This window comes from Pseudomonas sp. LBUM1645 (assembly GCF_059716185.1).
The window spans coordinates 2803826-2829507 of record NZ_CP166811.1 but is presented as its reverse complement, the minus strand read 5'-3'; the positions used below and the strand labels follow the sequence as shown (position 1 = coordinate 2829507).

The window sequence follows — 25682 nt, the reverse complement described above, 5'->3', positions numbered from 1 at the left end:
GCGCATGCGAATTACAAACCCAACAAAACGTTGAGGACTCAACCATGAGCAAGATCGAAAAAGTCCTGGCCACAGGCAAAACCCACACGACGTTCAGCGACGGTGACAACTCTTCCCGCGGCCTCTCCATCCAGCTCTCGTCGCCTGGAAACCCTAGACTGGCACACGAGTTCGCAGCCATTGTTCCGCACCCAACGGCAGAGCAGTTTTTCGCCGGCGCATGGTCGGCCTGCTACACCGCTGCCGTCGAACTGGCGGCTAAAAATATGAAGGTGACGCTGCCGCCCAATCTGGCCATTGATATTGAGGTCGATCTGGGCCAGACCGGTCCGGCCTACTTCCTCCAGGCCCGGCTGACTCTTCGCGTGCCAGGCTTGACGCAAGACGTCGCGACGGAGCTGGCGCACGCCGCAGACCAAATCTGCCCGTACTCGAAGGCAACGCGCGGCAATATCGACGTGGTCATCAACGCCCTGACAGCGTGATGCACCGTACGACCGGTTCGACTTTCGCCGTCGAACCGGTCGCCACCGTCAGTTAGAGTCGTTCCGACACAATCGCATACGAGGTATATTTCGTTTTTTTGCGAGCCATCCGTCTTTGGCCAACGAGGATGCACATGAAATCCACCGACAACGCCGCCCCCGACAACCTGAAGCTATCCGAATTCCTGTGTTTTGCGGTCTATTCCACCAACCTGGCCTTCGGCAAAGCTTACAAGCCGATACTCGAGCAGCTTGGGCTGACCTATACGCAATACATCACCATCGTCGCGCTGTGGGAGGAAGACGATCAGACCGTCGGCAGCCTGGGCGAGAAGCTGTTTCTGGAATCGAACACGCTGACCCCGATCCTGAAGAAGCTGGAAGCGATGGGCTTTTTGCAAAGGCAGCGCGATCCCGAGGACGAGCGCCAGGTGCGGATCAGCCTGACGAAGAACGGTCGACAGCTGCGCGAAAGCCAACCGGAAATGGGCCTCGCCGACGCGACGGGCCTGACACTCGATGAGTTCACGACCATGCAAAAGTCGATCGTGAAGCTGCGCAACAATCTGATCAAGTCGACGAAAGCCGGGGAATAAGCCGGCACGTCGATCTGGACATTCTCGCGCGCGAACTAGCGCGCCACGTCATCCCGCACCACCCCACGCTCCTCCAGCAAGCGCACAAACATGGTCAAGCTTTGCGACACGGTTCCGCGGCGCCACACCAGCCAGGTGCGCAAATAGCGGAACGATTCCGATAGCGGCCAGACGCTCACGGTGGTGCATCCGGGCATGCTGTTGAGCATGCTGCGGGGCATCAGCGCCAGGCCAGCACCAGCGCTGACGCACGCCAGCATGCCGTGATAGGACTCCATTTCGAAAATCTTGCCGGGCACCGCCGCATCCTTGGCGAACCAGCTTTCGAAGTGATGGCGGTAGGAACAATTGGAGCGGAAGGCATAGATGTTTTCGCCATTAACATCCCGCGCACGATGGATGGGGGAATGGTTGAGCGGTGCGATCACCACCATTTCTTCCTCAAACGCCGGCACGCCTTCCAGTGCCGGGTGCAGCACCGGTCCATCGACAAACGCTGCCGCCAATCGTCCCGACAACACCCCGTCGATCATGGTCCCCGAAGGCCCGGTGGACAGGTCCAGCTCGACCTTGGCGTGCTTCTGGTTATACGCGGCCAGCAGCTCAGGGATGCGCACTGCAGCGGTACTCTCCAGTGACCCTAAGGGAAACGAACCCTGTGGTTCTTCGCCCGCCACCGTCGCCCGTGCCTCCTGAACCAGGTCGAGGATGCGCCGGGCATAGTCGAGGAAACTCCAGCCGGCCGGCGACAGGCGCAGGCGGCTCTTCTCGCGGATAAACAGGTCCACGCCCAGATCCAGCTCCAGTTGCTTGATCCGCGTCGTCAGGTTCGACGGCACCCGGTGGATGTGCTGAGCCGCCGCGCTGATGCTGCCGTGCTCGGCGACGGCTTTGAAAATTTCCAGCTGAACCAGATCCAAGGCACTCTCCAAACGTGAACGATATGCTCAGTATTATTCAGTTTCCAGAAAACAAACGCCACCGTAACCTGAGCGCATCCCCACCTAGCAGGACGGTGCCATGACTCAAGTTTCCAGCCTCACCCATGCCATTTCGATCAACCCCGCCAACGGCGAGCAGATCGGCCACTACCCTTTCGAATCCGCATCGGTACTGGACGCCGCCCTGTCCCGCGCCGCTGCCGGCTTCCGCGCCTGGCGCAGCAAACCGGTTGATCAACGCTCGCAGTTGTTGATCGCCCTGGCGCAGGCATTGCGCGACAACGCCGCCGCGATGGCGAATATGATCACCCTGGAAATGGGCAAGCCGATCACTCAGGCCCGCGGCGAAATCGAAAAGTGCGCGCAACTCTGCGAGTGGTACGCCGAACACGGCCCGGCGATGTTGAGCGCTGAACCGACGCTGGTGGAAGGTGGAAAAGCGCGCATTGAATATCGCCCGCTTGGCCCGATTCTCGCGGTAATGCCGTGGAACTTCCCGATCTGGCAGGTCCTGCGTGGCGCGGTTCCAGCGTTGATCGCCGGCAACACCTACGTGCTCAAACATGCGCCTAACGTGATGGGCAGCGCTTATCTGTTGCGGGAAGCCTTCAAGCAAGCCGACTTCCCCGAAGGTGTCTTCGAGGTCATCAATGTCACGCCGGACGGCGTCTCCACCGCGATCGCCGATCCACGCATCGCGGCAGTGACCCTCACCGGTAGCGTGCGAGCCGGCATGGCCATCGGCGCTCAAGCCGGTGCGGCGTTGAAGAAGTGTGTGCTGGAACTGGGCGGCTCCGATCCGTTCATCGTGCTCAACGATGCCGACCTCGACGAAGCGGTCAAAGCCGCCGTGATTGGCCGTTATCAGAACACCGGGCAAGTTTGCGCGGCGGCCAAACGCTTGATCGTCGAGCAAGGCATCGTCGAGGAATTCACGCGCAAGTTCGTCGAAGCCACGCAAAAACTGGTGGTCGGTGATCCACTGGCCTCCGACACTTACATCGGTCCGATGGCCCGCTTTGATCTGCGTGATGAACTGGATCAACAGGTGCGCGACACCCTGGAAGAAGGCGCGACGTTGCTGATGGGCGGCAAGAAGGCTGAAGGCCCTGGCAATTTTTATGAGCCCACTGTCTTCGCTGATGTCACCGACCAGATGACCTCGTTCAAACAGGAGCTGTTTGGCCCGGTGGCCTCGATCATCACGGCGCGCGATGCGGCGCATGCATTGGCACTGGCGAATGACAGTGAATTCGGCCTCGCCTCAACCATTTACACACGCAACGTCGAGCTTGCCGAGCAGATGGCCGGTGAACTGGAAACCGGTGGCGTGTTTATCAATGGCTATTGCGCCTCCGATCCGCGTGTCACCTTCGGTGGTGTGAAGAAAAGCGGTTTTGGTCGTGAACTCTCGCATTTCGGTGTGCGCGAGTTCTGCAATGCCCAGACGGTGTGGCTGGATCGGCGCTGATTGCATAACGAAGCCCGGGAGCTTTTTGGCTCCCGGGCTCACGCGCTATTCGTTCAGGTAATACAGCTTGTTCACAATCATCCAGCGGTAATTGATGTTCAGTAGCGAGAGATAATCGGTAAATCGCATGCCGAGATAATCATCAGTGACTTTTACCGCGGCGGCATCACCCGAGACATCGATGCTGAGCACTTCCCAAAACGGTTTGACCTCTTTGGCTGCCGGCCCCTCAGCCTTGATCGCACTGATAAATTCCTCCAGGGATGCCCATTCAAGCTTTCCTTCGTAATGACCAATGATGCGGCAAGAAGGATGGAAGGCCTGTCGCAGCAAGGCTTCATCAGCGAACACCATGCCTTCTACATAATTGCGGACCACCACGTTGATGTGTTCTTTAGCCAGCAGTTGAGTCGTCATGTCATACCTCCAGCGTTCTCACCATCGCACCGCCGGATCAGGTTGTTCGATCATCCATCCCACCCTGAAAGTCTAGCACCGCGCGCTTAACCGTCCCGGACGGGCGACTATGATGATGGGGGTCACTTGCCTTTCGAGGAGCTGAGAGATGTCGCTGACTCTTTACTACCATCCGCTGTCGTCGTTCTGCCACAAAGTGCTCATCGCGCTCTATGAAAACGCTGTCGAATTCGAGAAGCGGATCATCGATCTCGCCAACGATGCAGACAGAGCAGAGCTGCAAGCGCTGTGGCCGCTCGGCAAATTCCCGGTCATCCGCGACCACGCTCGCCAGCGCAACGTGGCGGAGACCACGATCATCATCGAATACCTGGACCGATTTTATGCCGGTGAACATCCACTCGTTCCCAGCGATTGGGACACCGCGCTGGAGGTCCGTCTGTGGGACCGTGTCTGCGACCACTATCTCCAGCACCCGCTACAGCAGATTGTGTTTGATCGCCTGCGCGGTACTCACGGCGATTTGAGCAGAGAACGTTCCACACTGCAGACGACGTACGGCATGCTCGACCACCAGATGGCCTCCAGAATCTGGCTCGCCAGTGATGATTTCAGCCTGGCTGATTGCGCCGCGGCCCCGGCACTTTTCTATGCCAGTACGCTTGAGCCGTTTCCCGACGACTACGGTCACTTGAAAGCCTATTTCGACAGGCTGATGAGCAGACCGTCCGTCCAGCGGGTCATCGACGAAGCCAGGCCCTGGTTTTCGTTTTATCCATTTGAAGAGGCCATCCCGGAGCGATTTCGCCAGGCGCCGGACAACACCTGACAGGCCTCGACAATTCGCCTAACCCACCACGTCAATCAACTGCTCGCGCTGCGCCCCCGTCAGCATCGGACCGAAACCTGCCCCGGCATTTTCCGCCATGTAACGCGGGTTGCCGGTGCCGGGGATCACGCAGGTCACCGCCGAATGCGTCAGCAGGAACTTGAGCGCCAGTTGCGCCCAGCTATTGACCCTCACATCCGCGGCCCAGCGCGGTAACGGTTTGTCCTTCAAGCGGGCGAGCAGATCACCACCGCCGAAGGGCCGATTGCAGATCACCGCCACGCCGCGTTCGCGACACAGCGGCAGAATGCGTTTCTCGACGCCACGATCGTCCAGGGCATAGTTGATCTGCAAGAAGTCCAACGGCTCGGCCTTGAGCACCGCTTCCACCTCGTCATACGCCGACGCTGTGTAATGGGTGATGCCGATGTAACGAATACGCCCTTCTTCCTTCCATTTGCGCAAGGTCGGCAGATGGGTTTTCCAGTCCAGCAGGTTGTGAATCTGCATCAGGTCGATCCGGTCGGTCTGCAGCAGTTTGAAGGACTGTTCCATCTGCGCGATGCCTTCTTCGCGGCCACGGGTCCACACCTTGGTGGCCAGAAAGGCCGGCGAGCGCGGCTCATGAATCGACAGCAGTTCACCGGTCGTCTGTTCGGCGCGACCGTACATCGGCGAACTGTCGATCACCTTCCCGCCCTTCTCGAACAACGCGCGCAGCACCGCAGGCAACTGCTTGTAGGCGGGACTTGAAGGCTCGACATCAAAACCGCGATACGTGCCCAGCCCAACGATCGGTAGTAGTTCGGCGCTGGATGGAATGGCCCGGGTCAGCATGTTCTTGCCTCCTGTTTCGGTCGACGGCGTGGATGCTGCAAAAGCCGGATCGAAGGTGAAAACCGCCGAAGCACCGGCAGCCAGCGTGAGTATTTTTCGACGCGTGTACCCATCAGTGTGGCTCATGGAATTGCCCTTCCACATTTTTGCTGTCAGCCACGGTCCACAGCACTTCTCACGCAGCACGCACGAGACTGGCCACATCAGCATAGCTACCGACGAAGCCCAGCCTCAGCGCCTAATGCCAATCAGTTAAGGAACGACACAATCCGTAGCAGCTGGCGAAGCCTGCGTTCGGCTGCGCAGCGGTCGTGAAATCAGACGATGCGGTGTTTCAGGAAGACCGCAAACTCAGGTTTTACGACTGCTGCGCAGCCGAACGCAGGCTTCGCCAGCTGCTACAAGGATCGCGTTGCGGCTTAACTGACTGGCATTAGCCTCAGCGCCACTCTTTCGCTGGGCAGAACGTTGAGCCATTTAACAGCGATGGGCATGGCTGCCCCTCCCGGTACGTCGCGCTATCGGTCTACTACACTCTGACAGCGATCAAGCGATAACCGTCTTCCGGCCAGAGCCGTCAATGCCGCCCACTAAAGTTAGCCGAATGCCACGAATCCTGGTGTCAATCGTCGTCATCATCGCCGTTGTGTATCTGGCGCTGTGCGCTGCACTGTTTGTGTTCCAGCGTGCCCTCATCTACTTCCCGCAACCGCGCGCTGTCGGCACCTCGGCAACGCTGCTCACGTTGTCCGTCGACGACGCTCAGGTGCTGGTGTCCGTCAGGCCGCACGAGGGGCCGAACGCGTTGATCTATTTCGGTGGAAATGCCGAGGACGTCTCCCGGAGCCTGCCTTCGTTTTCCGCAGCCTTTGCCGATCAAGCCCTCTACTTGCTGCACTACCGAGGCTACGGTGGCAGTTCCGGATCGCCCTCCGAGGAGATGATTTCGCGCGACGCCATGACCTTGTTTGACCTGGTCTACGCCACCCATCCACACATTACGGTGGTCGGTCGCAGCCTGGGCTCGGGCGTCGCTGTGCGCCTCGTCAGCCAACGCCCGGCGGCGCGTCTGGTGCTGATAACGCCCTACAACAGTGTTGAAGAACTCGCCGCCCGGCAGTTCCCCATCTTCCCGGTGAAGTGGTTGCTCAAGGACACCTTTGAATCCTGGAAGTACGCCGCCCACATCACGGTGCCGACGCTGTTGATCGCGGCTGAGCACGACGAAGTGATACCGCGTTCCAGCACCGAGCGGCTCTTCACGCATTTCGCCAAGGGGGTGGCGTCGCTGAAGGTCATACCAGGCACGGGGCACAACTCGATATCCGAGAGTCCCGAGTACCTCAAGGTGTTGGGTGATGGTTTGTAAGTGAAACGCCGGTCCTCAGTTTCCCGAAACCAGCCGCAGTCCAATAACACCCGCCAAAATAAGCACGATGCACACTATCCGCAGCGCCGTCGTGGCGTCGCCCAGCAGCACCATGCCCAGGATCGCGGTGCCCGCCGCGCCGATACCGGTCCAGACCGCGTAGGCCGTCCCCACAGGCAGTGTTCGCAGCGAGAGTGAAAGCAGAAAGACACTCGACAGCCCAGTGGCGGCCGCCAAGAGTCCAGGGGTTAATCGCGTGAAACCGTCAGAGCCTTTCATGTAGAAGGCGAAGGCGATTTCGAGGATGCCAGCGATGCCAAGCAGTGCCCAGGCCATAGTCATAGTTCCGTTGGTTGACTCGCCAAGCGTTACGGCTCGGCGAGACGGGGTGAGCGTTCTAGTAACTGATGGAGTACTTCAAACTTTGCCGGCAGCCGCGGGGATCGAGCGGAACGTAACGCCGAGTCGATTGAAGGCGTTCATCAATCCGATCGCATAAGTGAGATCCGCCAGTTCTTTATCGCTGAACTCGGCAGCAGCGGCCTGATAGTCCGCATCGGGAACCCCGGTTTCAGCGACGCGAGTGACCGTTTCCGCCCAATTGAGGGCGATGCGCTCACGGGAACTGAACACGTCACCGGCATCGCGCCACACGGGTACTAATACGAGCTTTTCGACGGTAACGCCGAGTTTCACCAGGTCGCGGGAATGCATATCGATGCAATAAGCACAGCCATTGATTTGCGACACCCGAAGGTAGACAAGATCGATCAGCTCGTGTGAGAGACCGCTGTTTTGCAGGTAGACGTAGACCCCGCCGAAAGCCTTGTAACCTTCGGGTGAAGCCTTGGCGTAGTCGAGACGATTGCTCATGATGAATCCTTGTAGTGGTGGGTTGAAGGACTCCATCGTGCTGCGGCTTGGCCTATTTGATAAGGTCCATGATTAGTCTTGTGTTCTGGGCCATGATGGCCCAGTGACAAACTCCATTCATGGACCTTTGGCCTGGGTCATAGGCTTCCTAGAATGATTCCCCTACGCCATTTCAAAAACGGGTGAATCATGAAAATCCTCCACGTGACTTGCAGTCCTCGCGGGCACACTTCCGAGAGCTCCAGACTTTCTAAAAACGTTATTGGGTATCTACTCAAAAACGATCCAACGGCGACTGTCGTAAACCGAGTGGTGGCCGGTGACGCGATATCGCAGGTGGATGAGCCTTACGCGACTTCCCAACAGTCGTCCGCAGACGTCTCCCAAGAAGGCTCTATTGCTCGCTCGGAAGCGCTGATTGAAGAGCTGGTAAGTGCCGATGTCGTGGTGATTGGAACGCCCATGCATAACTTCACCGTACCGGCTGCACTGAAGGTTTGGATTGATCACATCGCTCGCGTTCGCCGCACCTTCAATGTCGGCCCGGAAGGCAAAACCAGCCTGCTGCGCGACCGTCCCGTCTTTGTCGCCGTATCATCGGGTGGAAGATTTTCCGGGGAGCATCCTCGCCAGCCAGACTTTCTGACGCCGTATCTGAAAGCCGTGCTGGGCATGATCGGGCTGCATGACCTGACGTTTTTCACCGTTGAAGGAACAGCCTTTGGCCCGGAGGCGGTAGCGCAGGCCCGGACCAAGACAGACCAGGCACTGCACGACTATTTTCTAACAAATGCTGGCAGCGCTTTTGGCGCAGACTGAGCGCGAAAGAATGCACAGGCGAGGCTAATGGCCAATCAAATCAACAATTTTTCACCCCTCGATCCAGCCTCCACGGAACCGATTTACCGGCAAATCTACTGGCGGTTCCGCAGCGCGATCACTGACGGCGTGCTCACACCGGGAGAGCGGATTCCTGCGGCCCGGGCACTGGCGAAAGAACTTGGCCTAGCGAGAGGCACCATCGATACCGCGTATTCACTCCTGACCGCCGAGGGGTACATCCAGTCGCGTGGCCAGGCCGGCACGGTCGTGGCGCCGGGGATCAAGGTCCGGGCGTCCTCTGCCGCCACCGAGCGGCCCTTCGGTTCAGCGGGAAGCCCTTCCATCAGGCAAAAGGCGCCGGTCCTGCCCTTTCAAATGGCCCTGCCCGCGCTGGACGCCTTTCCCAGGAAAATCTGGTCGCAAATCGGCGCACGCTGCGTGCGTGCCACCCGGATCCCGGACATGGCCAATCCGTCTGTCTATGGGCTGGAGTCGTTGCGCACCGCGATTGCCACCTACCTGCAAGTCGCACGGGGAATTACCTGCTCGCCCGCTCAAGTGTTCATCACCTCGGGCTATCGAAATACCTTGGCGTTGATCGCTTATGCGCTGTTGAAACCGGGAGATCGCGTGCTGGTTGAAGACCCTGGTTACCTGCCCACCCGCCAGTTGCTGGAACATCTGCAGATGGACGTTGCCCCCGTGCCGGTCGACCAGGACGGCATGCTGGTCGGGCAAGGTGTGAATAGCTCCCCCGGCGCGCGTGCGGCGGTAGTCACCCCGGCCCATCAGAGCCCGCTGTGCGTATCGCTGTCGCTGCCGCGACGTCTGGCGCTGCTTGAGTGGGCGAGCCAACAACAGGCCTGGATTGTCGAAGACGATTACGACGGTGAGTACCGCTACATCAGCCGGCCGCTGCCCGCGCTGAAGAGCCTGGATCGCGAGGGTCGGGTGCTCTACTCCGGGACCTTCAGCAAAGTGCTGTATCCCGGCATCCGGCTCGCATACCTGGTGGTGCCGCCAGCGCAGGTCGAACGATTCGAACACGTCAGCCAGACCTTCCTGGGCGGTTGCCCGGAACTCACCCAAGCCATCGTCGCGACGTTCTTGACCGAGGGTCATTTTGCTCGCCACATCCAGCGCATGCGAAAACTCTACGGCGAACGCCGGGAGGCGACCGCGAGGGGGCTGAAGAAAGCCATGGGCAATCGCATTCGCATTGATGCTCAGCCCGGCGGCATGCACCTGATCCTTCGTCTGACGGACCAGCAATCCGATAAGTCGCTGGTCGAGCGTCTGCAACACGCGGGCATTTATGCAGAAGCCCTGAGCGATTGGAATATCCGTGGACAAACCGATTCTGCGCTGCTGCTCGGGTTCGCCAACATCGACTCGCAGGATGCAGCCGAACAGCTTGGCAAACGCATTCTGGAGTTGATGTAAACGCATCGAGGACCATGGCCCAGTCCATCAGCCCATTCTTGGATCTTCTTCACAGGTCGAGGCGTGCGCATCATGGGGGCTGACCTTCCACCGGGAGTAATCCGATGCCCACACCTCCTCCACTTCGTAGCCTGGCTGTGTTCTCTGGCTCCAATTTCGGCTTCAACCCCGAGTATGTCGACGGCGCCCAAGCCTTGGGTCGGGAAATCGCAAAACGCGGAATACGCCTGGTCTATGGCGGCACCGACAAGGGCCTGATGGGTGTCATGGCCGATGCGGTGCTCGCCGAAGGCGGTGAAGTCATCGGCATCATTACCCGCCTGCTGTTCGACCTCGGGCATCTTCATGGCGGACTGACCCGGCATGAAGTGACGCCAGACATGCGCAGCCGAAAGACGCGCATGAGTGAATGCGCCGATGCGTTCGTTGCGCTGCCTGGCGGCCTGGGGACATTTGAAGAGCTGTTTGAAGTCGCGACCCTGACGCAACTGGGCGAACACCACAAAGGCGTCGCCTGCCTGAACATTGGCGATTTTTTCAATCCGGTTCGCAGCCTGCTCAACCATGCCGTGAACGAAGGGTTCATGAAAACCGAACACAGCGAAATGCTGATCTTCCACACCGATCCATCTGCACTGATTGATGCGCTGGAGCGGTGGCAAGCCCCCACCGTCACGAAATGGATCGGCCCCAAGGTTGTTTGAACTTAGCGCAGCGATCGAAACGCCGTGCGAAGTTCCTCGGTAAACAGTTGCGGCTGTTCCCAGGCCGCGAAGTGGCCGCCCTTGTCGGCCTGGTGGAAGTAGATCAGGTTGCTATAGGCGCGCCGGGCCCACGACTCCGGTGGGCAGTAGACATCCTCAGGAAACACCGTGACGGCCACCGGCAGCGAAATCTCGGTGGTCTTCTGTGCGGCCGAAGAGAGAGGGCTTCGCCCCATGTTCTCCCAGTAGAGCCTAGCTGCCGAAGCAGCGCTATTCGTTAGCCAGTAGAGGGTGATGTCGTCCAGCACTTCATCCTTTGTCGGCGACTGTTGGGGGTCGGCGCCGTATGTCCACCGGGCAAAGCCTGGATGCACGAGCAGGAGCGCGGCGAGGAAGGCCGGTGAATCCGTCGCGCCGTAACCGATCATCTGCGGCCGTGCAGCCATCATCGCGCTGTACGCCAGATTCCCCTGTTTGACGAGCGTGGCGACGGCGTCGTAGGTCGCACGCTCCTCTTCGGAAAATCCCGCTGGCGCCGGTCCACCGACAGCAAGCGCCGCGCTCGCTTCCGCCGGTATCGTGGCTGGCAGGTTTAGGTGAATACCGCGCAATCCAGCCGGCGCCTGGCGCGCCATCGCACTGGTAATGGGGGCGCCCCAGTCGCCACCCTGGGCGACGTAGTGCGTGTATTCGAGGCGCTGCATCAGCTGCGCCCAGACCCGCGCGATGTGGTCCGGATCCCAACCGATACCACTCGGCTTGCTAGAGAAGCCGTAGCCAGGAATGGACGGAATCACCACATCAAACGCATCTGCCGCATTGCCCCCGTGCGCGGGCGGATCAGTGAGCGGACCGACGACCTTGATGAACTCGAACACCGAGCCTGGCCAACCGTGGGTCATGATCATCGGCAAAGCGTTCGGGTGGGGGGAACGCACCCAGATAAAGTGGATCTCGACCCCGTCGAGGGTGGTCACGTACTGCGGCAAAGCATTGAGCTGCGCCTCGGCCTTGCGCCAGTCGTAGTCCGTGCCCCAGTAGCGAACCAGCGCCTGCAGCTGTTCCAGCTGTGCGCCCTGTGATCGATCGGAAACCGTCTCTTTGTCCGGCCAGCGGGTCGCCGCGAGACGGTTGCGCAGATCGACGAGTTCCTTGTCCGCCACATTGACGTGGAAGGGTTGAATGGTTGGGGAATCGGCGGCGGGAGCGGCGCTGGCGAGGGCCGAGACGCAAAGCGCGAGGGTAGCGATAACAACCGCGAATATAGGCTTCATCTTCATTACCTCAGTTGAGGGTCACGATGAGTGATGAGTTTGCGCTTATCGGTCACCGAAGACGCTTTACCAGCCAGTCAGAGAAGACATTGGGCACGTGAGCCATATCGCAAGGGCGAAACGCCAAGCTTCACCCTTGCGATGCCTTGCCCAAATTGCGTAACAGGTCCGGCTCAGACCAGGTTGATTTCGACGTTGATGTTGCCCCGCGTAGCTTTGGAGTACGGACACAGCTTGTGCCCTTCATCCACCAGCGCCCGGGCGGTTTCGCGGTCCATTCCCGGCAGGCTGATGTTGAGGCGAGCCTGCAGCAGGTAACCGCCTGCGTTGGTGCCCAGGTCCACTTCGGCGTCAATGGCCAGGTCAGGCGGGAGCGTGACCTTCATTTTGCCGGCAGCGACCTGCATCGCACCGATGAAGCAGGCTGACCAACCCGTGGCGAACAACTGTTCCGGATTGGTGCCGTCCCCCTTGGTGCCGGGGGACGAAAGCTTGACTTCGAGTCGTCCATCATCACTGCGTGATGCGCCGTCCCGCCCACCCGAGGTGTGGACTTTGGCGGTGTACAGTACTTTTTCGATCTGGGTCATGATGATCTCCTGATTGAAAATGCTGGATGAAAAAGATTGCCCTTCGTGAGCGTATCGACCAGTCCTTCTTGCTTGATGGATTCGCCACTCGTCAGGGCGCTTGCGTAACCCGCAGCGGACTGGACCTTTCAATATAGATGGCGGTGGGCGGCTTCGGGCTATGAATAAGCACCAATCACCCACTTAACTTTTTCAAGCGCCTCACGCAGTGCGCCCATCTCTGCCGACCCCAGCGCCAGGCGAATCGCATGCGGTACATGAGCAGAAGTCGCAAAAGGCTCGGCGGTTGAAACCGCGACTTTTTCACGCAGCAGCGCCGCGGCGATCTGGTCTGCCCTCGCATCTTCGGACAGAGGCAGCCAAAGAAAATAGGACGACGGGTGGCGAATGCACGGAAGGCCCGCCAGCACTTCTGCGGCCATGGTTTGCCTGGCTTGCGCATCCTGGCGTTTTTCAGCTTCCAGTTGCATGACCGTGCCATCGTCGAGCCACGTACTCGCGATCGCCGTCAGCACGCCGGGGGTATTCCAGGTGGTCGCCCTGATCGTTCGCTCCAGCGCGGGCACTTTTTCGACCGGGGCGGCGATGAAACCTACGCGCAATCCGGTGGCCACGCTCTTGGAGAGCCCTGAAACGTAAACGGTCCGCTCGGGGGCGAGTTGCGCTATCGGTGCCGGCGGGTCCTCGGCAAGGAACGCATACGCGGCGTCCTCGATGATGAGCAAGTCATGCCTGCGCGCGATCGTCACCAGCGACTCGCGCTGATCGGCACTCATGACCCACCCCAGTGGATTGTGCAGCGTCGGCATCGAGTACACCGCCCGCACGCGGCGACTCCGGCACAGACGGTCCAGCGCCTCCAGATCAGGTCCCTGTTCGGTCACGGGAATGGGCACGATTTCAAGGTGCAAGGCTTCGGCCAGCACGATGAATCCTGAATAGGTCAGCGCATCCGCTGCAATCACATCACCGGGTTGCAGCAGCGCCATCATCGTCACGGCCAGCCCATGCTGGGCGCCACTGACCATTAACACTTGCTCGGCATCCACCGTCAGCCCTCGGGCGAGCAAATGGCGCGCCACCGAGGCGCGTTCATGCAGGCGTCCGGCGTGTGGCTGGTAGCGCAACAGGGACTCCAGATCACCGCCCGACGCGAGCTGACGCAGCGCATTTCGCAAGAGTTCTGCCTGCCCTGGCAGCGAGGGATAGTTGAAGTTGAGGTCGGTCATTCCAACGGCAACGTTTTTCTGGTCGATGCCCAAGCCCGGCGGCAACGACGTCTCCCGCACGAACGTGCCTCGCCCCGTCTCGCCGCTGACCAGGCCCATGGCTTCGAGCTCTGCATAGACCCGAGAGGCGGTCACCAATGCCAGCCCTTCTGTTGCCGCCAGTTGGCGATGCGTCGGCAAGCGCGTGCCCGGCAACAATCGCCCTGAGCGAATGTCAGCCGCCAAAGTATCCACTAATGACTTGTACCGTGAGCGAGGCATGTCAGATGTATCCATGACAATTTTTTGATTGTAGTGATCGTCGATCATACGATGGAACTCTGCAAATTCAGAGTGCCCTCAGATGGAACGGACCCTGCAAAACCCAACGACGGAAAAGACCGCGAGCGGATGGCTCAACGGGTTCATCGGCGTGCTGATTTTCAGCGGCTCGCTGCCGGCCACGCGGTTGGCCGTGCTGGAGTTTGACCCGGTGTTCCTGACCGTTGCCCGAGCGGCGATTGCCGGCCTCCTGGCCCTTTGCATGCTGATGCTGTTTAAAGAAAAACGTCCCGCCAAGCGTCAGCTTATGCCCTTGACGATCGTGGCAATGGGCGTTGTAGTAGGGTTTCCGCTGCTGACGGCGCTGGCGCTTCAGTACGTGACGTCGGCGCATTCCATCGTCTTCGTTGGCTTGTTGCCACTCGCCACTGCGGTGTTCGGTGTGTTGCGCGGCGGGGAACGTCCCCGGCCGGTGTTCTGGTTCTTCTCGGTGCTGGGCAGCGCTTTGGTCGTAGGGTTTGCGGTCTCCCAAGGCCTGACCGCTTCGCCGACCGGCGACATTCTCATGCTGCTGGCCATCCTCGCTTGCGGGCTGGGTTATGCAGAAGGTGCAAAGCTTTCAAGAACACTGGGAGGCTGGCAGGTGATCTCTTGGGCATTGGTCCTGTCGCTGCCCGTCATGGTCCCGCTGACCTTATTCATGGCCCCGGCTTTGTTCTCGGGAATCTCTACATCCGCGTGGTTGAGCCTGGCGTACGTATCGATCTTCAGCATGCTGATCGGCTTCGTATTCTGGTATCGCGGGCTGGCCCAAGGAGGGATTGCCGCCGTCGGCCAGCTTCAACTGCTGCAGCCATTTTTTGGTTTGGCGCTGGCGGCCACGCTGCTTCACGAGCAGGTCAGCATCGGCATGCTGGGGGTTACCGTCGCGGTGATCCTTTGCGTGGCCGGAGCGAGGAAGTTTTCGAAGTAAGCGGGCGCGACAAGCGTTGCTGCCAGTTTCCGCCATTGGCGCGCTGGCATTCTTCTTCAGAATCGAACTGCACATAGGCCGATACCGGACTGACGAGAACGTCCGCTTCGCTTAACGCAATGGCGGTCAACTCGAGCATGCGTTCGCCTTGCCCGCTGGCCAGCGCCTGATCCTTATTGGCCTGCGTATCGAAGACCCAGATGACCCGCAGACTGGAGGGAAACAGGTCGTAATCGATCTCATGGGTCAGCCAGCAGAACCCAAGGATTTCCACTTTGGCCGTCTCACACGCCTCGGTCAGGGTGGCAATCAGGCGACGCTCGATGTGCGCCTGATCGCGTTTGCTTAACGGCATGGGTGGGTCCTTGTGACGGGTAAAAAGAAGCCATCATACGACACCTCCACGCCCTCTTTGGAGGACGCCCTGCACCCACCGCAAATATGTCTCTTTCGCCCGTGAACCATGTGTTGAAGCGCCAGTCATAGCCGAGCCGTGAATTCCACTTGCCCGCTCAGAGCTATTCATCCATGCGCCAAACCGTCCTGTCCGTTCGCGTTGCCTCGCTCTGTTTCATTCCTTTGTTTTCCCTGTTCGCCAACCCCGCCCACGCCGGTGCCGAAAGGCAGTTGGTGGAAGCCATCAACGACTACCGCGCTCACCCCGATCGCTGCTTGGGGCGCGCGGGTCGAGCGTTATCGCCGCTGGCATTGAAGTCGAACCTGGCCTTGCCGATCGGCTATGGCGGCGGTTTGCGCGATCGATTGAAAGCGTCCGGCTATCAGGCAGTGACCGTGCGCACGATTCGCGTGGTCGGTGCGCAGGATGCCGATGAGGCCTTCGACATGCTCCAGAGCGATCACTGTGGGGCGTTGCTCGATACCCAATATGCCGACATTGGCGTCAGTCGTGCCCGGAGTGAGTGGCAAGTGGTGCTGGCGCAGCCCGTGCTGGACAGTCGTGTGGGTGATTCGCGAGCCGTCAGCAAAGCGTTGCTGGCACAGGTCAATGCGGCACGCTCAAAGCCGCGCCTCTGCGGTCGTCAGCGCTACGCCGCCGCACGGCCATTGGCCTGGAATGCAGCCCTGGGCGCAGCGGCACAAGGGCACAGCAAGGCGATGGCCTACGGCAACTACTTCGCCCACCAGGACCCCGACGGTGAGATGCCCGCGGACCGGGCCAGAGCCGCTGGTTTCCGTGGCCGGCAGATCGGCGAGAACATCGCCGCCGGCCAGGGCTCACCGAGCAAGGCAATGTCGGGCTGGCTGGCCAGCCCGGGGCATTGCGCCAACCTGATGAACCCGATGTTTACCCAGATGGGCGCAGCCTATGCGGCGGACGCACGTAGCGATGAAGGCGTTTATTGGACGATGTTGTTTGGCGCGCCGTGAGTGATTGTGCGGCGCCTTATTTGGGGCGCCGCACCGCCCTCACCTTCCCACTGCCACCGCCGCCGCAGAAAAACTGATCGCCGCCGTCTGATTCAAGCCCCGACACGCCGACGCCGGCCGGCAGCTTCACGCTCTCCAGCACCTCGCCGGTGGTCGAATCGATATGGCGTAACTCACCCTCGTCTTCTTCCCAGGTGCCATGCCACAGCTGACCCTCGACCCAGGTCACCCCGGTGACAAAGCGGTTGGATTCAAGGGTGCGCAGAATCGCGCCGGTCTCGGGATCGATCTGATGAATCTTGCGATCCCGATACTCGCCGACCCACAGCGTTCCTTCCGCCCAGGTCAGCCCTGAGTCACTGCCGCCAGGTGCCGGAATAGTCGCGAGTACACGGCCGGTCTGCGGGTCAATTTTCTGGATGCGGTCCTCGGCGATCTGGAACAGGTGCTGGCCGTCGAAGGCGGTGCCGGCATGGGCGGCGACATCGATTGAACGCAGTGTCTTGCCACTCGCTGGGTCCAGGGCGTTGAGTTTGTCACCGCTGGCAAACCACACGTGCTGGCCGTCCCAGGTGACGCCATGCACCTTGTCGACACCGGCAAAGGGTCCATATTCACGAAGGATTTTGGCTGCTGACTGTTTCATGTTGGCTTTCCTCGTTACGGATGTGTGGCGTTCATCCTAGTCACCCGGCAACGGAACCGGGAGTAACAAGGTCGTCGCGAAACCCGGCACCGGCGGGGTCATCCAGCGACGTGCCCGGCCACGACCGAACGACTGCACCTTGCCCGCGCGGGCCAGTTCATCGAGCGCCCGCTGCACCGTGCGCTGGCTGGAACCGAGGGCCAGTGCCAGGGCCGAGCTCGACCACGACTCACCATCGACGAGGAAAGCAAACACCGACCCGTGCTTCTCTTCGACGTGTTGCGCCAGCACCACAACGTCGGAGGCAACCAGCGCCACCAGCGCAAAACCGCGTTGGGTTGCAGTCACGCCGGCCAAGGGTTTCAGCGCCGCGCGCAGTCGCCCGATTTCGACTCTCAACCGCGCGCGAAGTGATTCATCGGCATGCTTCAAACGAAAGGCTCGGGCAATCAGCGTTTCCCTCGACACGTCGGCCGGCCACGCTTCGGCCAGTGCCCGTGCGAGGGCAAACAAGACCGGGCGCGTAGCGAGGGGAACCGACATGCCGGCGCCACGCACCACGTAGCGACAGGCGTCCACGACCATCGACGTGGACGCGAGTAACGCTTCAACCTCCTCCAGCAACAGAGGCCGTTCTTCACCATAGGCAATCAAACGCGCGACGGGCGTGTCCAGGATAAGGGCAGCGTTTTCCACCTCGGCCGTCAGCGCAGGAATATCGGCTTCGCGCGCGGCGTGCTCAGCCCTTGTGAGTGCAGACCGCGCCTTGTTCGTCTCGAGTCGTCGCATCGCGATCCCCGCCACGACCAATTCGTGGGCGGTGCGCAATGCCGGTGGCAAGGGCGCGGGGTCCAGTTCGGCGAGCAACACGTCGGCCTCTTCGAGATGCCCGATCAGCAGCAAACGCCGAATCTGCAGATACCGCGCATGAGCAGCGTTCACTCGATCGCCGTGTGCCTCAAGCATCACCCGCGCCGACTCGAGTGCCTTCACCGGCCAGCCCAACTCCCGGGAGGCCAGCGCGATCTCGGCCTCGGCGACCACACAGCGCGCCCGAGCCAAGGCCTCCTTCGGCCCGAAGGCCCGCGCCGCCCTTTGCACCAGCGTCTTGGCTCGCACCAGGTCGCCGAGTTGCGCCATCGCAATCCCGCGCAACGCCAGCGCCGGCGCATCCTCGCGCAACGCGACCCGGTTCAGCGCGCCGAGCGGATCACCCGCCGCCAGCGCCTGCGCTGCGGCCGTGATCAGCGAGTCCATCGCAATCCCGCCACCGTTGTCACTCCCACCGTCGGATGTTCGCTGTTGAGTCTATCTCACGATGACCCATCACGAAGGCTCCGCCAGCGGCCAGCGGGTATCGGTTTTTTTATCGGGGTGATTTAAAACGGTTGCTCGGCCTGAGGAACGGCGCGCTTTTGCTGGCACAGCAAAACCAAACACTCGCTGACGAAGGCGCCAGCCACCGCCAACGCCATGTCTTTCTGTGAATCCCAGGGATCGTTCTGCGCGCCGATGAAGGCACGCGAGGTGTCGTCACCCAGGTAGGCGCCACCGATCCATTCCACCAGTTCGTAAATGGCCGACGTCGACAGAATGATGTTCAACGCCATAAACACCAACCAGAAACCCCGCAACGGCGTCAGGCGCACCAGCACTTCTCGAATGGGGTAAGCCATCAGCAACCCGTAGCTCAGATGAACCAGCCGATCAAAATGATTGCGATGCAACCCCAGCGCTTTATCGAAGCTGACCCCGGTCAAGGCTGAACACCATTGGTCGTACGGCACCTTGGCATAGGTGTAGTGAGAACCCAGTTCGTGAATGCACAGGAAAACGAATACCAGGCTGATGGAAACAGCCGACAGGCGAAACCGGCCGGAGACAGCCACCAGCGCGCCCACAAGGAACAGCACCAGCAGATTTTCCAGCGCCCAATCGACTCGGCTGCGGGGTGAATAACCCGACACCACGACGATCAACACAAACAGCATCAGCAGCGTCAGGTCGTATCGCAGGTGTGCCTTGGGCTGCATGGTTTGAGTTCCTCACATCGGAGAATGGCGCCTGAGTCCTTCTACATGGATCAACCGATCGCTAAACCGGTTCAGGCACACCGACAAAAGGCAGCCCTCACAACGTCATCGTCCAGCCGCCCACCCCGGCTGCCGTCCGAGGTCTTTGAACAGTTCAAAATGTGAAGGAACAATTGCGGATTCTGGAAGACCTGCAACCGATGCCCGTGCAGGCGATGGAGCAGATTGCGGAACTGCGGCGACAGGCCTGCGAAAGCGCCGATTTCACTGAAGGGCTGGCGGCCTTCACCGATCGCAGGCCGGCGGTGTTTAGCGGTAAATAGCACAGCAGATCCGATCTGAAATTTTCACCGTTTGTGCTGCCCAAGCCACGCCCCTGTAGGAGCAGAGCTTGCTCGCGAAGAGGCCATCACATTCAACATCCCTATTGACTGAGCCACCGCCTTCGCGAGCAAGCTCTGCTCCTACAGGAGCGGGCTTGCCCGCGCGCCCTCGTTTCATATGTAAAACAAATCCCCGCTCCGCGTTACCTCAACAACCCCTTCTTCCTCGCCATTTCCCATGGTATGCACATTCGATGTGAAATTTCGTGCCATACAAGAAACCACGTTTCGTATATGAAACACGCCAAAAACCTCAAAAACTTCGCAACTCATTAATAAACAAGGATTTTCTAACAAAAACTCAACCTGGCATTGGGGTGGCATTGTTCATGCACTAAACACCGTATCACCTATAAAACAGACCAGAGACCCTTCCCAATGGCTGTGAACGAGATGTACGCCATCGCCCCTCAATGGAATAAACCCGCTCCCAAGGAAGATCTGGAGCCCATCGAAATTGAATTTCGCAATGTCGGCAAATGTTTCCCGGCCAAAGGAAAATCCGAAGCGCCGTTTGCCATTCGCGAAGTCAATTTCAAAATTCGCCGCGGTGAAGTGGTGTCGATCATCGGCCCTTCCGGTTGCGGCAAAAGCACCATCCTGAACATGGGCTCTGGCCTCTATCGACCTTCCGAAGGCGAAGTGTTCGTCGGCGGTGAAGCGGTGACAGGTCCGGTTCGCCAAGTCGCTTTCATGTTGCAAAAAGACCTGCTGATGCCATGGCGCAGCATTCGTCGCAATGTCGAACTGGGCCTGGAAATTCAAGGTGTACCGGCCGCCAAGCGTCAGGCCGTGGCCAAAGATCTGCTCGATCGCTGCCACCTGCAAGGCTTTGCCGACCACTACCCGTTCCAGCTGTCGGGTGGCATGCGTCAGCGTGCGGCCCTGGCTCGGACCCTGGCCATCGACCCGCAAGTGCTGTTCCTCGACGAGCCGTTTTCCGCCCTGGATGCGCAGACCAAGATGATCCTGCAGCAGGACATGGCGCGGATGCTGTTCGATGAAAAGAAAACCGCCCTGTTCATTACCCATGACCTGATCGAAGCCATCGCCATGTCCGACCGGCTGCTGGTCATGAGTGCCCGCCCGGGCACCATCATCGAAGAAATCAGCGTCGACCTGCCGTTTCGCGACAACCCGCTGGAGCGCCGCAAGCTGCCGGAAATCGGCCCGCTGGCCGGTCGCCTGATGGAATTGCTGAAAGTCGGCGAAGACACCGAACTGCATTGATCAACGCCCTTGCGGCCATCAACCGATTCAGGAGTACGCATGTTCAAGTCTCTGTTTCAACGCTTCAGCCAGGCCACCGGCATTGCGCTCGGCCTGGGCATGGCCTTCGCCGCGCAGGCGCAGCCAACCGACGTGACCTACTTGTTGCCGGCGCCGCCGAATTCGCCGGCGTTCGCCCCGTGGATCATCGCCCAGCAAAAGGGTTACTACGCCGCCCAGAACCTGAACATGACCTTCATCGCGGCCAAGGGCGGTGTGGACGTGGCGAAGCAGATCGGTGCCGGTAACGCCATGCTCGGCGGTGCCCTGGGTGATACCCCGATTGTGGTGCGGGCCAACGGTATTCCGGTGCGCTCCGTCGCTGTGTTGGGCGCCGGCGGTGTGACCATGATTGCCACCAATGCTGCCGAGAACATCAACTCGATCACTGACCTTAAAGGCAAGACCATGACGGTGATGTCCTACTCGGACACCACCTACTACGCCTTGCTCGCCTCCCTGCGCAAAGCAGGCCTGAGCAAAACCGACGTGAACATCCAGGCTGCCGGCCCGTCGGGCGTCTGGCAGTTGTTCTCGGCTGACAAAGCCCAGGCAATGGCGGGCGTACCGGACTGGGTGGTCAACGCCGAAGAAGCCGGTGTGAAGATCAAACTGATCCCGCAATCGCAAATTTTCGAGAGCATGGCCCAAGCAATCCTCGCTTCGGACGACGCCATCAAGACGCACCCGGAGATTGTTCGCGGCGTGGTCCAGGCCACCCTGCAAGGCATGCGCGACATCATCCAGGACCCGCGCGCCGCTGCGGTCACCTTTGCCAAAGCCGTGCCCGCCTACGCCGGCAAGGAAGATTCGCTGGAGAAGGTCTTCAAGCTTTACGTCGAACACGTCTACGCCAATCAAACCGTACTGGGTCGCATCGATCCGGAGCGGCTGGAAGCGGTCCGCACGTTCTATGTCAGCGAAGGCATCGTCACCCAGGAACCGAAGCTCGACGACCTGTACACCAACCAGTTCATCGACACCCAAACAGCTGCGCAATAACGGCGAGTGACAACAAGGTAACGACACGATGAAAAACCTCAATAACTCCATGCTCGGCAGCGTTGCACTGCTGATCCTGTTCCTGGTGCTCTGGCAATGGGGCCCGGGACTGCTTGGCATGCCTGAATTCGTCATGCCGCACCTGAGCCGCGTGGCCCAGGAAAGTGTGGTGATGTGGCAAACAGGCGGCCTGCTGCAACACACCTTGATCACCGCATTCGAGATCATCGTCGGCTTCGGCCTGGGTGCCCTGCTCGGCGTGGCGATCGGTGTTTCGCTCGGGCTCTCGCCGGCCGCTGAAGCCATGCTGTCGCCTTACATTCTGGCCCTGCAAATCGCCCCGAAAGTCGCCTTCGCCCCGCTGTTCGTGATGTGGCTGGGCTACACCATCTACCCGAAGATCCTGATCGCGATCCTGATTGTGTTCTTCCCGGTGATGATCAACGTGCTGTCGGCCATCCGCACCGTTGACCCGGACATGATCAACCTGGTCCGGACGATGAACGCCAGCCGCTGGCAGATCTTCCGCCTGGTGGAGTTCCCTTCGGCCATGGCCGCGCTGTTCTCGGGCCTGCGCATTGCCTCGACCCTCGCTGTGATCGGCGTCACCGTCGGTGAGCTGGTCGGCGGCAACCAGGGCCTGGGTTTCCTGCTGGTCGATGCCGAAGGTCAGGGTAATACCGCGGGCGTATTCGTCGCCATTGTGATGCTCACGCTGATCGGTGTGCTCTCTTACGGCGCGGTGGTCTGGGCCGAGAAACGCGTTCTGCATTACATGCCCAAAGCCATGCTGAGTACTCAATGATGACGGCCCTCAATCGTTTGCTCGAAGGCCGCCGGATCCTGGTCACCGGGGGCGCCCGCGGATTGGGTTATGCCTTCGCCCAGGCCATCGGCCGCGCCGGTGCCCACGTGGTGATCGCCGATATTCTTGCCGAACGCGTCCAGCAATCGGCCACTGAACTCGTCGCCGAAGGCCTGACCGTGCATGGCGTGACGGTTGATCTGGCGCAACCCGATTCGATCGATGCCTGCGTGGCTGAAGCCACCCGCTTGCTCGGCGGCCTCGACGGCCTGGTGAACAACGCGTCAATCACCAATTCCGGCGGCAAGACGTGCGAAGAGCTGAGCCTCGATACCTGGGATCAGGTCATGCAAGTCAACGTGCGCGGCACCTGGCTGATGACCAAGGCGTGTCTGCCGGCCCTGCGCGCCAGCGGTCATGGCGCCATCGTCAACCTGGCGTCGGACACGCCGCTGTGGGGTGCGCCCAACCTGCTGGCCTATGTCGCCAGCAAGGGCGCAATCATTGCGATGACCCGCAGCCTGGCCCGCGAACTGGGCACCGACAACATCACGGTCAACGCCATCGCGCCGGGCCTGGTGCTGGTCGAAGCCACCGCCTACGTGCCCGAAGCACGTCACCGTTTGTACAACGACCACCGGGCCATTCAACGCCCGCAACTTCCCGAAGACGTCAGCGGCGCCGTGCTGTTCGCGCTGTCCGACCTCGCCCGCTTCATCACTGGACAAACCTTGCCGGTCAACGGCGGGTTCGTCATGCCCTGAATCAGGAGACAGCCATGACCGATTTATCAGCACAGCAAGAAACCCCGAAAAGCTGGGAACAGCCAGCCGGCAGCGATCTCGAAAGCTGGATGAAAACCCGCATCGCCCGCTACGACACGCGCAAGTACGACTGGAACGCGCTGAAGTTCCAGGCCGACTACGACCCGAAATTCCGTCGCGCGCAAATGCGCTACATCGGCACCGGCGGCACGGGCGTGAGCACCGATATGAACACCATCCCGTCAGAGAACTTCACGTTCTCCACCATGGTGATTCCGGCCGGTCACGAAGGCCCGCCACACCTGCACACCGACGTTGAAGAAGTGTTCTTTGTGCTGCGCGGCAAACTCAAAGTGGTGATCGAGAAGGACGGTGAGCGTTTCGAAACCATCCTCACCGACCGCGACGTGATTTCCGTGCCGCCCGGCGTGTACCGCGAAGAGATCAACATCGGCGATGAAGACGCGCTGATGTGCGTGATGCTTGGCGCGAAAAAACCGCTGACCCCGACCTACCCGCCAGAACACCCTCTGGCCTCGATCAAGCGCGGATAAACCCATGTCGTACGCCATCGATAATCTCGTCCCGCCGTTCACGGCTGACCTCCAGGCACAACTGGCCCTGAACTTTCCGGTGCGCACGCTGGAGATCGCAGGCGGTCGCCAGGCCTTTCGCGAATGCGGGTCCGGGCCGGCCATTGTGTTGTTGCACGGGATCGGCTCGGGCTCGGCGTCGTGGTTAGAGGTGGCGCAGGAACTTGGCCAGAGCGCCCGGGTGATTGCCTGGGACGCTCCCGGCTACGGTGATTCCACGCCGCTGAGATCGCTGGCCCCCGACGCTTCGGACTACGCCGAACGACTGCTGCAACTGCTCGACGCACTGGGCATCCAGCGCTGTGTGCTGGTGGGTCACTCCCTCGGGGCGATTACCGCCACGGCGTTCGCCAGCGGCGTGCAGCAGCAACGGATCAGCCGGCTGGTCTTGATCAGCCCGGCCCAAGGCTATGGCCATCCATCACGTGCCTTGCAACGTCAGGAAGTGCGCAACAAACGCCTGCGTGCCTTGGAACAACTGAGCATTCAGCAAATGGCCGAGCAACGCAGTCCCTACATGCTTTCACCCGCCGCCAGCCCGAAAGCACTGGCCTGGGTGCGGTGGAACATGGCGCGGCTCAATCCCGATGGCTATCGCCAGGCCATTGAACAGCTGTGCAGCGATGACCTGCTGCGGCACCCACCGCTGTCGATGCCTTGCGAAGTGCATTGCGGCGAAGCCGACGGCATCACGGCGCCCGAAAGCTGCCTGACCCTGGCCAAAGCGTTGGGCGCCACGTTCAACCTGATTGCCGATGCCGGGCATGCCAGCCCTATTGAACAACCTTATGTCGTGGCGGGCCGTCTGGCCTTTGCCATTAAAGAATCCCTGACAGGTGCATCTCTATGAACGATTCAGATCTGCTGAAGGACGCTCAGGACAAATACATCGTGCCGGGCCTGGAGCGCGGCCTGCTGCTGCTCTGCGAATTCAGCCGGCGCAATCGCACGCTGACCGCGCCGGAACTGGCCCGGCGTCTGGCGCTGCCACGCTCGACCATATTCCGTCTGCTGACGACCCTGGAAACCATGGGCTTCGTCACCCGCAGCGGCAATGAATACCGCTTGGGCATGTCAGTGCTGCGCCTGGGCTTTGAATACCTGGCTTCGCTGGAGCTGACCGAACTGGGTCAGCCGCTGCTGGCTCGTTTGTGCGACCGCCTCAACTACCCGAGCAACCTGGTGGTGCGCGATGGCCGTTCGATCGTTTACGTGGCCAAGGTCTCGCCGCCATCAGTGTTCTCCAGTGCGGTCAACGTCGGCACTCGCCTGCCCGCCCACGCCACTGTCCTCGGGCGAATTCTGCTCGAAGACCTGTCGCTGGCCGAGTTGCGTGAGCTGTACCCGGAAGAACACCTGGAGCAGTTCTCGCCGTGCACGCCGAAAACCGTAATGGAACTGTTCGACCTGGTTCAGGCCGACCGCCAGCGCGGTTTCGTCAGCAGCGAAGGCTTCTTCGAGTCAACGATCTCGACCGTCGCTGCTCCGGTGCGCGATGAGACGAGCAGGATCGTCGCGGCGCTGGGCGTCACGATCCCGACCGCACAGATCGCTCACGTCAACTTCAACGAGTTGCTCCTGCAAGTGCGCCGTAGCGCTGACGAACTGTCGCGACTACTCAACTACAACAGCGCTGCTGCCCATGACGGTCAGCACCGCGTCACTGCGTTGATGAGGGATTGAA

General features: G+C 60.4%; 30 protein-coding genes. 18 read left to right on the top strand and 12 right to left on the bottom strand.

What is annotated here, in order from left to right:
• The first annotated feature begins 44 nt into the window (after positions 1–44).
• Both ACA079_RS12705 and ACA079_RS12700 read left to right on the top strand, forming a co-directional pair.
• Positions 45–485, top strand: a complete 441-nt coding sequence (locus ACA079_RS12705; protein WP_415768566.1) for an Ohr family peroxiredoxin — start codon at positions 45–47, stop codon at positions 483–485.
• Between the two features lie 134 nt (positions 486–619).
• Positions 620–1081 (top strand): MarR family winged helix-turn-helix transcriptional regulator, encoded by a 462-nt coding sequence (locus ACA079_RS12700; protein ID WP_497703755.1) that lies wholly within the window; start codon positions 620–622, stop codon positions 1079–1081.
• A 35-nt stretch (positions 1082–1116) separates the two neighbouring features.
• Here the strand turns inward: ACA079_RS12700 and ptrR are convergent, their stop codons facing one another.
• Positions 1117–2001: a putrescine utilization regulator PtrR gene (gene ptrR, locus ACA079_RS12695; protein WP_415768564.1), complete on the bottom strand. Its 885-nt coding sequence runs from the start codon at positions 1999–2001 to the stop codon at positions 1117–1119.
• Between the two features lie 100 nt (positions 2002–2101).
• Here ptrR and ACA079_RS12690 point away from each other — a divergent pair, with 100 nt between their 5' ends.
• Complete coding sequence (locus ACA079_RS12690; RefSeq protein WP_497703754.1) at positions 2102–3493, top strand: aldehyde dehydrogenase family protein; 1392 nt, start codon at positions 2102–2104, stop codon at positions 3491–3493.
• Positions 3494–3538: 45 nt separating this feature from the next.
• Here the strand turns inward: ACA079_RS12690 and ACA079_RS12685 are convergent, their stop codons facing one another.
• Entirely contained in the window at positions 3539–3910 is a 372-nt protein-coding gene (locus tag ACA079_RS12685; RefSeq protein WP_497703753.1) for a nuclear transport factor 2 family protein, read from the bottom strand.
• A 148-nt stretch (positions 3911–4058) separates the two neighbouring features.
• Between ACA079_RS12685 and ACA079_RS12680 the strand changes: the two genes are divergently transcribed.
• On the top strand, positions 4059–4739 hold the full coding sequence (locus ACA079_RS12680; RefSeq protein WP_497703752.1) for a glutathione S-transferase family protein: 681 nt from the start codon (positions 4059–4061) through the stop codon (positions 4737–4739).
• Between the two features lie 18 nt (positions 4740–4757).
• Here the strand turns inward: ACA079_RS12680 and ACA079_RS12675 are convergent, their stop codons facing one another.
• On the bottom strand, positions 4758–5702 hold the full coding sequence (locus ACA079_RS12675; protein WP_497703751.1) for an aldo/keto reductase: 945 nt from the start codon (positions 5700–5702) through the stop codon (positions 4758–4760).
• Positions 5703–6156: 454 nt separating this feature from the next.
• Between ACA079_RS12675 and ACA079_RS12670 the strand changes: the two genes are divergently transcribed.
• Positions 6157–6945, top strand: a complete 789-nt coding sequence (locus tag ACA079_RS12670; RefSeq protein ID WP_497703750.1) for an alpha/beta hydrolase — start codon at positions 6157–6159, stop codon at positions 6943–6945.
• 15 nt (positions 6946–6960) lie between these two features.
• Here the strand turns inward: ACA079_RS12670 and ACA079_RS12665 are convergent, their stop codons facing one another.
• On the bottom strand, positions 6961–7281 hold the full coding sequence (locus tag ACA079_RS12665) for a DMT family transporter (RefSeq protein ID WP_134097527.1): 321 nt from the start codon (positions 7279–7281) through the stop codon (positions 6961–6963).
• 81 nt (positions 7282–7362) lie between these two features.
• A complete protein-coding gene (locus ACA079_RS12660; protein WP_497703749.1) occupies positions 7363–7818 on the bottom strand; it encodes a carboxymuconolactone decarboxylase family protein in 456 nt (151 codons plus the stop codon).
• A gap of 189 nt (positions 7819–8007) precedes the next feature.
• On the opposite strand from ACA079_RS12660, the gene ACA079_RS12655 reads away from it, so the two are divergent.
• From ACA079_RS12655 to ACA079_RS12645, 3 genes are all read left to right on the top strand, one after another.
• Positions 8008–8637 (top strand): FMN-dependent NADH-azoreductase, encoded by a 630-nt coding sequence (locus tag ACA079_RS12655; RefSeq protein WP_497703748.1) that lies wholly within the window; start codon positions 8008–8010, stop codon positions 8635–8637.
• 27 nt (positions 8638–8664) lie between these two features.
• Positions 8665–10083 (top strand): MocR-like pyridoxine biosynthesis transcription factor PdxR, encoded by a 1419-nt coding sequence (gene pdxR / locus ACA079_RS12650; protein ID WP_497703747.1) that lies wholly within the window; start codon positions 8665–8667, stop codon positions 10081–10083.
• A 104-nt stretch (positions 10084–10187) separates the two neighbouring features.
• Positions 10188–10787 carry an LOG family protein gene (locus ACA079_RS12645; RefSeq protein WP_497703746.1) on the top strand — a complete coding sequence of 200 codons (600 nt, stop codon included), beginning with the start codon at positions 10188–10190 and terminating at the stop codon, positions 10785–10787.
• A 2-nt stretch (positions 10788–10789) separates the two neighbouring features.
• Here the strand turns inward: ACA079_RS12645 and ACA079_RS12640 are convergent, their stop codons facing one another.
• The 3 genes from ACA079_RS12640 to ACA079_RS12630 all read right to left on the bottom strand — a co-directional run bounded on the left by ACA079_RS12640 (position 10790) and on the right by ACA079_RS12630 (position 14141).
• Entirely contained in the window at positions 10790–12061 is a 1272-nt protein-coding gene (locus ACA079_RS12640; protein WP_497703745.1) for an epoxide hydrolase family protein, read from the bottom strand.
• Between the two features lie 173 nt (positions 12062–12234).
• The gene (locus tag ACA079_RS12635) at positions 12235–12651 is read right to left on the bottom strand and encodes an organic hydroperoxide resistance protein (protein ID WP_497703744.1); all 417 of its coding nucleotides are present in this window, start codon (positions 12649–12651) and stop codon (positions 12235–12237) included.
• Positions 12652–12809: 158 nt separating this feature from the next.
• The gene (locus tag ACA079_RS12630) at positions 12810–14141 is read right to left on the bottom strand and encodes an aminotransferase-like domain-containing protein (protein ID WP_497703743.1); all 1332 of its coding nucleotides are present in this window, start codon (positions 14139–14141) and stop codon (positions 12810–12812) included.
• Positions 14142–14223: 82 nt separating this feature from the next.
• On the opposite strand from ACA079_RS12630, the gene ACA079_RS12625 reads away from it, so the two are divergent.
• The gene (locus ACA079_RS12625) at positions 14224–15114 is read left to right on the top strand and encodes a DMT family transporter (RefSeq protein ID WP_497703742.1); all 891 of its coding nucleotides are present in this window, start codon (positions 14224–14226) and stop codon (positions 15112–15114) included.
• Here the strand turns inward: ACA079_RS12625 and ACA079_RS12620 are convergent.
• On the bottom strand, positions 15062–15469 hold the full coding sequence (locus tag ACA079_RS12620; protein WP_497703741.1) for a hypothetical protein: 408 nt from the start codon (positions 15467–15469) through the stop codon (positions 15062–15064). The two genes, ACA079_RS12625 and ACA079_RS12620, sit on opposite strands and share 53 nt — an antisense overlap.
• 173 nt (positions 15470–15642) lie before the next feature.
• Between ACA079_RS12620 and ACA079_RS12615 the strand changes: the two genes are divergently transcribed.
• Positions 15643–16503, top strand: a complete 861-nt coding sequence (locus ACA079_RS12615) for a CAP domain-containing protein (RefSeq protein WP_497703740.1) — start codon at positions 15643–15645, stop codon at positions 16501–16503.
• A 16-nt stretch (positions 16504–16519) separates the two neighbouring features.
• Here ACA079_RS12615 and ACA079_RS12610 read toward each other — a convergent pair whose 3' ends face one another.
• From ACA079_RS12610 to ACA079_RS12600, 3 genes are all read right to left on the bottom strand, one after another.
• Entirely contained in the window at positions 16520–17149 is a 630-nt protein-coding gene (locus tag ACA079_RS12610; protein WP_497703739.1) for a Vgb family protein, read from the bottom strand.
• A 36-nt stretch (positions 17150–17185) separates the two neighbouring features.
• Positions 17186–18406 (bottom strand): winged helix-turn-helix domain-containing protein, encoded by a 1221-nt coding sequence (locus tag ACA079_RS12605; protein WP_497703738.1) that lies wholly within the window; start codon positions 18404–18406, stop codon positions 17186–17188.
• A gap of 122 nt (positions 18407–18528) precedes the next feature.
• Positions 18529–19182, bottom strand: coding sequence for a DUF2238 domain-containing protein (locus tag ACA079_RS12600; RefSeq protein ID WP_497703737.1), 654 nt, complete (start codon positions 19180–19182; stop codon positions 18529–18531).
• 161 nt (positions 19183–19343) lie between these two features.
• On the opposite strand from ACA079_RS12600, the gene ACA079_RS12595 reads away from it, so the two are divergent.
• The 8 genes from ACA079_RS12595 (at position 19344) to ACA079_RS12560 (ending at position 25681) form a co-directional block, all read left to right on the top strand.
• Positions 19344–19505, top strand: coding sequence for a hypothetical protein (locus ACA079_RS12595; protein WP_497703736.1), 162 nt, complete (start codon positions 19344–19346; stop codon positions 19503–19505).
• Positions 19506–19958: 453 nt separating this feature from the next.
• Positions 19959–20795 (top strand): ABC transporter ATP-binding protein, encoded by an 837-nt coding sequence (locus ACA079_RS12590; RefSeq protein WP_497704317.1) that lies wholly within the window; start codon positions 19959–19961, stop codon positions 20793–20795.
• Positions 20796–20834: 39 nt separating this feature from the next.
• Positions 20835–21836, top strand: coding sequence for an ABC transporter substrate-binding protein (locus ACA079_RS12585; RefSeq protein ID WP_497703735.1), 1002 nt, complete (start codon positions 20835–20837; stop codon positions 21834–21836).
• A 28-nt stretch (positions 21837–21864) separates the two neighbouring features.
• Positions 21865–22641, top strand: a complete 777-nt coding sequence (locus ACA079_RS12580) for an ABC transporter permease (protein ID WP_027923579.1) — start codon at positions 21865–21867, stop codon at positions 22639–22641.
• Positions 22638–23405 (top strand): SDR family oxidoreductase, encoded by a 768-nt coding sequence (locus ACA079_RS12575; RefSeq protein ID WP_497703734.1) that lies wholly within the window; start codon positions 22638–22640, stop codon positions 23403–23405. The genes ACA079_RS12580 and ACA079_RS12575 overlap by 4 nt, the downstream gene beginning before the upstream one ends.
• Positions 23406–23419: 14 nt before the next feature.
• Positions 23420–23959, top strand: coding sequence for a cupin domain-containing protein (locus ACA079_RS12570; protein WP_497703733.1), 540 nt, complete (start codon positions 23420–23422; stop codon positions 23957–23959).
• A gap of 4 nt (positions 23960–23963) precedes the next feature.
• Positions 23964–24848 carry an alpha/beta fold hydrolase gene (locus ACA079_RS12565; protein WP_497703732.1) on the top strand — a complete coding sequence of 295 codons (885 nt, stop codon included), beginning with the start codon at positions 23964–23966 and terminating at the stop codon, positions 24846–24848.
• Positions 24845–25681, top strand: a complete 837-nt coding sequence (locus ACA079_RS12560; protein WP_082555898.1) for an IclR family transcriptional regulator — start codon at positions 24845–24847, stop codon at positions 25679–25681. The genes ACA079_RS12565 and ACA079_RS12560 overlap by 4 nt, the downstream gene beginning before the upstream one ends.
• Position 25682 lies beyond the last annotated feature (1 nt).